Source organism: Sorangiineae bacterium MSr12523 (genome assembly GCA_037157775.1).
GTDB lineage: Bacteria > Myxococcota_A > Polyangia > Polyangiales > Polyangiaceae > Pendulispora > Pendulispora brunnea.
In genome coordinates, this window is sequence record CP089982.1 from 8,405,172 (window position 1) to 8,417,296 (window position 12,125).

At 67.8% G+C, this 12,125-nt stretch carries 2 protein-coding genes (1 of these 2 only partly in view); both read right to left on the reverse strand.

The window, feature by feature from the left end:
* The gene (locus LZC95_33135; protein WXA91289.1) at window positions 1-2,409 is read right to left on the reverse strand and encodes a penicillin acylase family protein; all 2,409 of its coding nucleotides are present in this window, start codon (window positions 2,407-2,409) and stop codon (window positions 1-3) included.
* Window positions 2,406-12,125, reverse strand: partial view of a non-ribosomal peptide synthase/polyketide synthase gene (locus tag LZC95_33140; GenBank protein WXA91290.1) — the 3' portion only. Its footprint extends 6,639 nt past the window's final position; only the last 9,720 of its 16,359 coding nucleotides appear in the window; the start codon falls outside the window, past its right edge; it ends in the stop codon at window positions 2,406-2,408. Before LZC95_33140 ends, LZC95_33135 begins: the two co-directional genes overlap by 4 nt.

The window sequence follows — 12,125 nt, forward strand, 5'->3', positions numbered from 1 at the left end:
TCAGCGCGGACGAAGGCGCAAATGGCCGATGCTCCCCGCGTCGGCCGACGCGCGCCCCGTGCTCAGCGGCACGTAATCGCCGCGCGACCAGAGGGCGTTGAGATCGCGATAGTGGGATGACAGCGGGTGGCCCGACTGCCCCGTGCTGAGCACGAATACGGATTTCTCGAGGTCGGCCAGATCGTAGACGGCACGGAAGCCCGGCCCGACCCCGCTCGAGAACGGCTGCTCGGTGGCATCCACGGCATAGCCACCGACGTTCACCGTTTCATTGTCCCCCACCCCGGGCACGTCGACGTTGAACCACCGGCCGAGCAGCGGAACCTGCCCGAGCACGATATGGGCGGAGTGCGAAGGATGCGCGGCGCCCCACGTCCAATGCTCGTAGCCTGCACCGAATTCCGTCTTCAAGTAGGCAATGGCCTTGCGATAGGCGGTTTCGACGGCATCCTGGCACGACTCCGGAGAAGGGGTGCGAACGTCGTCGCACCATCGCCCCTGACCGTCGGCATTGGTAAGTACGTGGTCGAGAAAATCGATACGCTCCGCCCAGACCATGGGAAAAAGATCGCCCACCTCGTCCTCGTAGATCGCGCGATCGAGCTCTCGAACCCACGCGGCAAAGACCAAAGGTTCGAACGAGTGGCCGACCATGTCACCGTTCCAGCCGCGCAGGCGCTCGAAAATGGCTTTTTCATCGCCATCGCGTCCCGCCGTGCGTCCGAGCTCGAGCAGGTGCGGGAGCAACGCCACCGCCGCACCGCTGTGAAGATCGAGCTGAATCTTTTCGAAGCTCGCCGGCGCGTGCTTCGGCGTGGCGTCCAGCAATGCGGAAATGCGCTCCGAGCGATACGGCCGGATCCAATCCGTGGAAACGGAATACGGATATCCCGGGGGCGTGATCTTTTGATTGGCCGTGACAATCTTTCCCGATTCGGGATTTCGAACTTGGGGCAATTCCTCCCAAGGAATGAAACCGTTCCAATCGTAGCGGTCCACCCAACCGGGCACGGGAATGCGACCCTTGACGTCGTCCTCGAGGCCACGCCGGGGAACGCGCCCGGCGGCGATGAATGCAATGGCACCGTCGGTGTCGGCGTAGACGATGTTCTGTTGGGGCGAATGAAAGCTTTTCGTGGCCGCGAGGAATTCGTCGGCGTTCTTCGCGTGGGCAGCCCGAAGCGGAAACTCGAGGCTGCGATCGTCGTGCTCCAGGATCACGGAGCGAAGTGCCATCAGGTAGCCCTGCGGCATATCGGGAACGGGCCGCGTCATTCCCTTGAGTTCGGACACGATGGGCCCGTGGCGGGTGGAGCGGACGTGCAGCGTTTCGTCCGGTGCATCCTTGATGCGAATCACCTCGTCGCGAACTTCGAATTGCGCCCGGCCGGAGGGCGTCAGGTACGATCCGGGGTCGTCGGGCGCGGGCTTCTCCACGAAGAAGTCCTGGGTGTCCGAGATGGTGTTGGTGAAGGCCCACGCCACGCGATCGTTTCGCCCCAGAATGACCCCGGGAACGCCCGGAAATGTGGCGCCAATCACGTTCAGGCCGGGCGCGCTCAAATGGGCAAAGTACCAAACGGCGGGCGCCGTCAGCTGGAGGTGCGGGTCGTTGGCCAGCAGCGGTTTGCCCGTCTCGGTTCGGCGTCCGTCCACGACCCAGTTGTTCGACCCCACGGATCCCGCGGCCTTGCGCGGCATTTTGGCCAATACGTCGCGCGCCTGCGTGTCGATTTGGCCGTAAAGCGCGCGCGAGTCGGGCAAGGGCGGCAGGGCATCGTCCGGGGACGGGGCGAAGAGTTCGGTGATCTGTTTCGGTGACAATTTCGCGCGCAATGCGAGGCGCTGCATCTCTTGATCGAGATTGCCAGCGAGGGTCGTGGCCATCACACGGAGCCAGACGAGCGAATCCACCGCCGTCCACGGGCTTGGCTCGGCGCGCAGAAGGAGGAACTCGGGGGGCAGCGGCCGCTTTTCCTCGAGGAGGGCATTCACCCCCGCGACGTAGCCGTCCAGAAGCCCCCGCGCGTCGGCGTCGAGCACACGCAGGTTCTCCTCGGCCACGTGCCGCAGGCCCATGGTCCGAACGGCGCGGTCTTGCTCGACGGCCGCGGCCCCGAGGATCTCGGACAGCGTTCCCGAACCGAGGCGGCGACCGAGCTCCATTTGCCAGAGTCGGTCCTGGGCGTGCGCGTACCCGAGTCCGAAATAGGCGTCGCGCTCGGTGGCGGCGTAAATGTGCGGGACGGCGCTCGCATCGCGCACGATCTCGACGGGCGCCGAAATGCCCGCGAGGGTCACCTCGCCGTCGATGCGCGGGAGCGAGCGCGCCACGTACCAGGTGCCACCCGAGACCGAGAGAACGCCGACGGTCGCAATCCCGGCGAGCGCCTTCAGCCACCACTTCATGGGCGGCCTCCCGCGAGGATCTTCCGCAGTCGCTCGGCCAGCGCGGCAACTTGCGGCTCCTGCACCATGCCCAGGTGATCTCCGGGCATGAGCGCGATGTCGAGCCCACCGCCCGCGACCTCGTGCCAGCCCAGCGAAGCGTCGCCCCCATCGTCCACCTCCGCGTGCGGCACGCGGACGAGGGAGAGAAGCCCTGCATAAGGGCGCATCACGTAGTCGTCCTGGATGGCCAGATGGGCCGAGGCGACCCGCACCAGCCGCCGCACGTACGACTCCGCCACGGCGGCGGGCATGGCCCCCGACGCCACGACGCGATCGACGACGAGCGCGATGCGTTCGTCGGGGGAGAGCCCCACCAGCTCTTCGACGGGGAATGGCAGGTCGTGCTCGAAGACGAAGAGAACGTCGGTGGGATCCTTCTGCGGCGGTCCGCTCGCGTGAGCGGCAGCAAACGACGGGGTCGTCGCATCGAGCAGGCACACGGCCCCCACCTCGTCACCGGCGGCGCGAAGCTGCTGCGCCATCTCGAAGGCCACGAGCCCGCCGAAGGACCAGCCCGCGAGATGGTACGGACCCTTGGGCACCACCGCACGAATGGCCTCGACGTAACGGCGGGCCAGCGCTTCGAGGCTCTCGGCCGGTGCCTCGTCGGAGTCGACCGCGGGCGCGTGCAACCCGTAAACCGGCTGATCGTCGCCGAGGTGCTCGGCCAGGGCACGGTACACGAGCGCGGAGCCACCCAGCGGGTGCACGCAAAAGAGCGGCGGCTTCGAGCCGTAGGTGCGGAACGGAAGAAGCGGTGATGCCCCCGTTGCGCGAGCCCCTGCATCGGCGGCGGCGGTGAGCTTGGCGATGGTCGGATGCTCGAAGAGGAGCTTCAACGTGAGGGCAACCCCGGCCTGGTGGGCACGCGACACCGCCTGAATGGCGAGAATGGAGTCGCCACCCAGCTCGAAAAAGTCGTCGTGAATCCCCACGCGCGGTGCGCGCAGAACCCGCTGCCAGCTTTCCGCGAGAAGATGCTCGGTGGCCGTGCGCGGGGCCTCGTAGGGCGCCTGCTGGTAGGCATGCGCGACGTCCGGCGCGGGCAAGGCCTTGCGGTCCACTTTGCCGTTCGAGGTCAACGGCAACGCGGGAAGTTCGACGAAGGCCGAGGGAACCATGTACGCCGGCAACTTGGTGTGCAGGTGCTCGCGAAGGTCGGCCACGGAAAGCTCGGCACCGTCTTCGCCGACGACGTAGGCCACGAGCCGCTTGTCGTGCGAGGCGGTGACCACGACGTCGCGAACCGCCTCGTGCTGCTCCAGCACCGTCTCGATTTCGCCGAGCTCGATGCGAAAGCCGCGAACCTTCACCTGATGGTCCACGCGTCCGAGGAACTCGAGCTCGCCCGTCGGCCTCCACCGCGCCACGTCGCCGGTTCGGTACAGACGCGTGGGGCCGTTCTCGGTGAACGGATCCGGAAGGAAGGTCTCCGCCGTACGCGTGGCGTCGTTCAGATAGCCTCGCCCGACGCCGACGCCACCCACGTACAACTCGCCGCTCACGCCCACGGGTGCGGGCTGGTGGTTCGCGTCGAGCACGTACAGGCGCGTATTCTGGATGGGGCGCCCGATGGGCGTGTGAACGACCTCCACACCGAAGGGCTCGTCGATCGGGTGATGCGTTACGTCGTCCGAGCACTCCGTGGGGCCGTAGGCATTCATCAGCGGGATGTCGGGGTAGAGCGCCAACCATTTGCGGCATAGTTCGGGCGAGAGCGCTTCGCCCGTCACCAAGAGCCACCGCAAGCTCCCGAGCTTCGGCGCGTCCCCGCGCGCCTCCATGTCGTCCAAGGCCGCCCGCAGGAGCGAGGGAACGATCTCCAGGATGGTGATGCCAGCAGCCGAGACCTCGTCGAAAAGGCGCCGCGGATCCTGGGCGATCTCGTTGGAGAAGACCTGGACGCGCCCGCCGACGACCAGTGCCGACAAGTACTGCCACACGGAGATGTCGAAGCACTGCGATGCGGTCTGGGCGATGACGTCGCCGGGCGTGAGCCGCAGGTCGGCCACCTTGGCGTCCAAGTGATTCAGCATCCCGCGGTGCTCGACCATGGCGCCCTTGGGCACGCCGGTCGAACCCGAGGTGTAGATGACATAGGCCATGTGCCGGGCGCTGGTCGGCCGCACCGCGGGAACGGGCACGGTCACCCCGAGCGCGTCCTCGATGGCCAGGACCTGCACGCGCGCCGACAGCGGCCCCCGCAACAGCGCATCGGCGATCTTCGGTGCCTGGGCGCGCGAGGTCACCACCCAGCGTGCGCCGCTGCGTTCCAGGATTTCCGCCTGACGCTCCCAAGGGTGCTCGGGATCGAGCGGGAGGTACGCGCCGCCCGCCTTCCATGCCGCGAGCATGCCGATGAGGAACTCCACGCCGCGGTCCATCGAGAGCGCCACGACGCCTTCGGCCAGCGAGCTTCGCGCGGCGAGTGCGTGCGCGAGCTCGTCGGCGCGTTCACCCAGTTGCCGGTACGTGAGCTGCTGCTCTCCGCAGACCACCGCCGTCGCATCCGGTGTGCGCGCAACCTGTGCGTCGAACAAGCCGGGGAACGTCTCCTCGGGTCGCTCGTCCGCGTGCGTCGCGTTCCACTCTTCGACGACCTGGCGACGTTCCGCCTCCGACAGCAGCGAAAGCTCGCCGATGCGCCGCCCCGGTGCATGCGCGATCGCCTCGAGCAAGGTCGCCCAATGGCGGGCCAAGCCTTCGGCCGCGCCCCGTTCGAAGCGCGTGGTGTCGTACACGAGCCGCAGACCCAGCTCGTGCCCAGGCGACACGAAGGCGGTGATTCCGTAGTTCGTTTGCTCGACGCCCTGCACATCGCGGATGCTCAGCGCGCTCGCCGGGGCCACGGCTGCATCGATGGGGTAATTTTCGAAGACGACCACCGTATCGAACAGCGATTGCCCGCGCGCATCGCTCGCGGCCTGCACGTCGACCAGCCGCGTGTACTCGTACTGCCTCATCTCGAGAAGCTTCGCCTGCACGTCCTCCAGCCAGGGAAAAATCGAGCTCTCGGCGTCGACGAAAAGGCGCAAGGGCAGCGTGTTGATGAACAGGCCGACCATCGATTCGACGCCCGCGAGCTCGGCGGGCCTTCCCGAGGTGAGCACGCCGAAAACGACGTCGCGCTCACCGCTGTAGCGACTCAGAAGGATGGCCCAGGCGCCCTGCACCAGCGTGTTCAAGGTCAGGCGATGCTTCTTCGCGAGGGTCTCCAGCACGCGCATCGCAGGTGCGGGCAGCTGCGCATGGACTTCGTGCACCTCGTCGTCGCGCTCGACGCGCCGAGGCTCGGGAAGGCGCAGCGAGGTCGGCTCCGAGAAGCCGCGAAGGCGCTCGGACCAGAACGCCCGCGCCTTGGCGACGTCCTGACGGCCCAGCCACGCGATGTAATCGCGGTACGGGTGGCTCGGCCGTCGGGCGACCTCCTGGCCCGAGCGGAGGCCTTGGTACACGGTGAACACGTCCCCGAAGAGCAGCGGCAGGCTCCAGCCATCCATGAGCACGTGGTGGGAGCTGATCACGAACTCGTGCGCCGTGTCGGTTCGCCGCACCAGGAGAAGGCTCATGAGCGGCGCGCGGGTCAGGTCGAATCCGCGGGCGCGCTCGTTGGCGAGGTACGACAGGATCCAGGTGCGCTGCTCCGGCTCGGAGAGGGCACGGAGGTCCTCGTGCACGAAAGGAACGTCGACGCGGCGGCGCACGATCTGCACCGGCTCCTCGAGTCCCTCCCAATGCAGCGACGCGCGCAAGGCCGGATGCCACTCCACGGCGCGGCGCCAGGCGCGCTCGAACGCCGCGATGTCCAGCTCACCGTCGAGCACGCAGCGCACTTGCTCGAGGTAGACGCCGGAGTGCGGATCGCGCAGCGTGTGAAAGAGCATGCCCTGCTGCATCGGCGACAAGCGGTAGACGTCCTCCACATCGCGGCCATCGCCCACGAGTCGGTCGAGCGCCGCTTGCTCGAGGTTGGCCAGGGGGAAGTCGGACGGCGTGTAGCCACCGGCATCGGGCAAGAGGCAATGGGCGATGAGGGCGCGCAGCCTGGTCATGAAGGCCGCGGCCACGGCCTCGATCGTGCTGCGATCGTGGACGGCCGTGCCGTAGATCCAATCGAGGCGCAGGCGCCCCTCGGTGACCATGCCGACCACGTCGACGAGGTAAACGCGGCGTCCCTTTGGATCCAGTTCTGGGCCGCGACCCTCGGGCGCGACACGGAAGGCCGGCGAGTCGGCGAGGGATCCGTCCATCTGTCCGAGGTAATTGAAGCTCACCTCCGCCGCGGGGAGCGCCTCGAGCGACGTGCGCGCATCGCCCAGATAGCGCAGGATGCCGTAGCCGATTCCGCGGTTCGGGATGCGGCGCAGCTGCTCCTTCACCGACTTGAGCGCCTCACCGGGCGCGCGATGCCGGGACGTCTCCAGCACGACGGGGAAGAGCGAGGTGAACCAACCCACGGTGCGCGAGGGGTCGATGCGCTCGTTCTCGTCGTCGAACAGCTCCTCGCGGCCGTGGCCTTCGAGGTCCACGAGGACGGCGTCCCCGCCGGTCCATGCGCCGAGCGCCTCGGACAAAGCCGTGAGCAGCACGTCGTTGATCTGCGTGCGGTACACCTGCGGAACGCGCTTCAACAGCGCCTCGGTCTCGTCGGCGCGCAACGCCACGTGCACCGTGCCGGCTGCGGCATGGGTGTTGTCGCCCGCGAGATCGCGCGGAAGCCCGCGCACGCGGTTCCAGGGTCGGTCTGTCCAATAGGGGAGCTCGGTCGCGAGCGCGGAGGAATCCGCATGCGCGCGAAGGCGCTCGGCCCATCGCTTGAACGACGTGGTCTTCGGCGGAAGGCGAACCTCCTGCCCGGCCGCGATCTGGGTAACCGCTCGATGGATGTCCTCGAGCAGAATCCGCCACGAGACACCGTCGATCACCAGGTGATGCGCGACCAGCAGAAGCCGTCCGGAGCGCCCCGCTCCAAGCTCGAACCACGTGGCGCGAAAAAGGGGCCCTTGCGCCAGATCGAGGCTCGCCTGCACCTGGGCTGCGTGCGCTTCGAGGGTGCGAGGGATCGCCGCATCGGGGACATTCGTGAGATCGACGCGTTCCAAGGAGGCAGGGCCGGCGGCTTCGTGGTGCTGGGACACACCATGTGCATCCTGCACGTAACGAAGGCGCAGGGCATCGTGATGCCGCACGACGGCATCGAGGGCGCGCTGGGCAACGCCTGCGTCGAGCGCCACCTCGAACATCAGCGACTGATTGTAGTGGTGCGGCGACGGCAACCCCGGCGCGTACCGCTCGAAGAACCACCGCTGAATGGGCGTGAGCGGCAGATCGCCGGTGACGTCGCCCTGCTCGGCGGAGGCTGCGAGTCCAGGCTGCGCGACGGCGGCAAGCTCCGCGATGGTGGGATGCTGGAACAGGAGCTTCGGCGATAGCCGCAGTCCCAATTGGTTGGCGCGGGCCACGACCTGGATCGACAGGATCGAGTCGCCGCCGATTTCGAAGAAGTTCTCGTGCACCCCCACGCGTGGCATTCGCAGCACGTCGCTCCAGATGGCCGCAAGCTCGGTCTCGACGGCCGTTCGCGGTGCTTCGTAGGCCGTGCCGCTCTCCATGTGCACCGCTTCGGGCGCGGGCAGCGCCTTTCGGTCCACCTTTCCGTTGGTGCTGAGTGGCAGAGCCTCGAGCTGCACGAATGCCCCCGGCACCATGTACTCGGGCAATTTTGCCCGCAGGTGCTCCCGCAGGGAGGCCAGCGAGAAGGCGGGCGCCGCGACCAGGTAGGCCACGAGCCGCGCGTCGCGTGCGATCACGACGGATGCGCGCACCTCGGGGTGTTCGGCGAGTGCAGCCTCGATTTCGCCGAGCTCGATGCGGTATCCGTGGATCTTCACCTGGTGATCCGCGCGGCCGAGGTACTCGAGCTCCTCCGACGGCAGCCAGCGAACGCGGTCGCCCGTGCGGTACAAGCGTTGGCCCGGCGTCGCGCCAAAGGGATCGGGGATGAATTTCTCCGCCGTGCGTGCCGGCTGCTTCGCGTAGCCCCTCGCGAGCCCCGCGCCGCCGATGCACAGCTCACCGATGGCACCCCGAGGCACGAGCTCCCCGCCCGCGTCCACGACGTAGAGGCGCGTGTTCGCGATCGGCTTACCGATGGGCACCGCCCCGGGCGCCACCGGGCCGGGAGGCACCTCGTAGACGCAGCACCCCACGGTGGTCTCGGTGGGACCGTACTCGTTCACCAGGCGCGTGTCCGGAGCATGCTCGCGGAAGAACGCGATCTGCTCGCCCGAGAGGGCCTCGCCACCGATGACGAAGAGGCGCGTTTGGCCAGCGACCTCGTTCGGCGGGAGCTGCCCGGCGAGAACCTCGAGGTGCGCGGGCGTGAGCTTCACCAGGCTGAAATCCGCACCGCCGCGCAGCGATCTCCCGAGCTCTTCGACGTCTTGCTCGTCGGGCAAAAGGTGCACGGCGCGACCTGCCACCAGCGGGACGAGGAGGCTGCTAATGGTCAGATCGAAACCGAGCGGCGACTGCACGGGCGCACCGCGTCCCTCGGCGGGCCGGTACGCGCGCACCGCCCAATCGAGGTAATTCATCAGCGCATCGTGCGGGATCATGACGCCCTTGGGGGCGCCGGTCGAGCCCGAGGTGTAGATCACGTAGGCCAAGTGCCCCGGCCCAACGCCACTGACGGGGTTGTCGTCGCGGGCATTCGCGCCGAGGTCGAGCGGCGTGTCGAGCAACACGACGCCCGCGGTCGACGCAGGCAAACGGTCGACGAGGCGCGATTGCGTGAGCACCACCGGCGCCCCCACTTCTTCGAGGATGGGCGCAATGCGCGCTGCCGGATGCCTTGGGTCGAGGGGCACGTAGGCGCCGCCCGCTTTGGAGATGGCCAGGATGCCCACGAGCATTTCGAGCGAGCGCTCGACGCAGATGCACACGGCGACGCCGGGCCCCACGCCACGTGAGCGCAGGTGGTGAGCCAGGCGATTGGCGCGTTGGTTCAAGGCGCCAAAGGTGAGTTGCTGATCACCGAAATGCGCCGCCACCGCGTCGGGAGCGTGCTTCGCGTGTGCCTCGATGAGCTGGTGCACGCACGTATCGCGCGGGAAGGCAGCGGCCGTGTCGTTCCAGGCGACGGCGACCGTCTGCTGCTCCGACTCGGTCAGCAGGGGGAGAGCATCGATGCGCTGCTCGGGGGCGTCCACGATGCCGTGCAACAGCACACCGAAGTTCGCGATCATCCGCCCGATGGTCGCGTCGTCGAAGAGGTCCCGGTTGTACTCCACCCCACCGCGCAACTCGCCGTCTTCTTCCGTGAGCGAGAGGGTGATGTCGAACTTGGCGATGTCCACCTCGACGTCGAGCGGCTCGAGCTGCACGCCGCGCAGCGAGAGCCCGCGGGCACCGGTGCTCGAGTGCGCGTTCTGCAGGACGAACATCGCTTGAAAGAGCGGCGTTCGGCTGAGATCGCGCGGGACGTCCAGGGCCTCCACCACTTTTTCGAACGGTGTATCCTGGTGCGCGTAGGCCTCCAGCGCGCGCTCCCGAACGGCGCGGAGCAGGTCCAAGAAACGCGGCTGCCCGGATAGGTCACCGCGGAGGACCAGGGTGTTGACGAAAAAGCCGATGAGCGGCTCGACCTCGTGCCGATTGCGATTCGCCACCGGCGTGCCCACGCTGATGTCGGTCTGGCCGCTGTAGCGCGAAAGGAGCACTTGAAACGCCGCCAGGAGCGTCATGAAGAGCGTCGCGCCCTGCTGGCGGCTCAAATGGCGGAGGGCCTCGGTCAACGGCGCAGGCAGGAGCACGGGTTGGGTGCGCCCGCGGAAGGTCTGCACGGCGGGCCGGGGGCGATCCGTAGGCAATTCCAACGCAGATGCATTCGCAAGCTGCAAGCGCCAGTAATCGAGATGCTTTTGCATCACGGAGCCCGAAAGCCATTGGCGCTGCCACGTTGCGAAGTCGGCGTATTGGATCGTCAGATCGGGCAAAGGAGATGGGGCGCCCTCGAGAAAGGCGGCGTAAAGAGCGGCAATCTCCTGGACGAGCACCCCGGTGGACCATCCATCGGAGGCGATGTGGTGCATCGTCAGGAGCAAGACATGCTCCTCGGGCGCGAGGCGCAGCAGCGTGGTGCGCAGGAGCGGCCCCGTGGCCAGATCGAACGGACGCATGGCCTCGTTCTGGGCACGGCGGCGCACCTCGGCCTCGGCATCGGGCAGGCCGGTGAGATCCCCGACGGGGAGATCCCATGCGTCGGGGGCCGGGTGGACCACCTGCGTGGCCGATCCGGAGTTGGATGCGAAGGTCGTGCGAAGGGCTTCGTGCCTTCGGACCACCTCGCCGAAGACGCGGGCCAAGACCGCCGCGTCGAGATCGCCGCGCAGGCGGAAGGCCGCGGGAACGTTGTACGAGGCGCCGCCCGGCTCCAATTGGTCCAGGAACCAGAGTCGCTGCTGCGCGAAGGACAGCGGGAGCTCCGCCGTCCGCGGCACCGCGCGCAGTGGGATGTCGGCCGGGCCATCCCCGGCGCGAAGCGCGGCCTCGATCCGACCGGCGAGGGCGGCCACCGTGGAGGCCTCGAAAATGTCGCGAAGGGGAAGCTCCACGCGGCATAGCGCGCGAAGCCGCGCGATGACGCGGGTGGCGGTGAGCGAGTGGCCGCCCAGTGCAAAGAAGTCGTCGTGCAGACCGGCCCGCTCCAGCCCGAGCACTTCGGCGACGACCCCCGCCACCAGCGTCTCTACGTCGGTGCGTGGCGCTTCGTAAGCCGCTCCCGCCGCGCGCTCGGGAGCCGGCAGGGCCTTGCGATCGACCTTGCCGTTCGCGTTGAGCGGCCATGCATCGAGCTGCACGAATGCAGCTGGAACCATGTACCCGGGCAATTTTGCACGCAGGTATTCCTGCAGCGCCGCCACCGACAGGGCTTCGTCGGATACCACGTAGGCCACGAGGCGCTTTTCCCCGCTGTCTTCGCGCGCAACCACGACGCTCGAGCGCACCGACCCGTGCGCCTCCAGCACCGTCTCGATCTCCGTCAGCTCGATCCGGAATCCGCGGATCTTCACCTGGTGGTCGACCCGCCCCAGGAACTCGATCCGACCGTCCTCCAGGTGCCGGGCCAAGTCCCCTACCCGATACAGACGGCCCTCGCTATACGGATTCGCGATGAACCGCTCGGCCGTCAGCTCCGGCCGGCCCAGGTAACCACGGGCGAGACCATCACCCGCCGCGTACACTTCGCCTGCGACGCCCGCCGGTACCGGCTCCAGATCTGCGTCCAGCAGGTACACGCGCGTGTTGTCGATCGGGCGGCCGATGGGAACCGAAGCTCCCAGGACCTCTTCGTCGATGGGCCAGCAGCACGTGAACGTCGTATTCTCGGTCGGGCCGTACCCGTTGATGATCTGGCAGCCCGGCAAGGCCGCACGCGCTCGACGCACATGCGCGACCGACAGCGCGTCTCCGCCAGCCAACAGCGCACGCACCCCGCGCAGCCGTTCCACGCCGTCGTCCACCATTTGATGAAACAGCGGCGCCGTCAGCCACATCACCGTCACGCCATGGCGCGACACCGTCGCACCAAGCTCGTCGAGCGACAGCGCACCGGGCGGCGCCATCGCCACCCGTGCACCTTGCAGCAGCGCGCTCCACACCTCGAACGTCGA

Bases quoted from the DNA above. Each gene is read 5' to 3' on its own strand.
- LZC95_33135 (WXA91289.1), bottom strand. From the start codon at position 2,409: ATGAAGTGGTGGCTGAAGGCGCTCGCCGGGATTGCGACCGTCGGCGTT.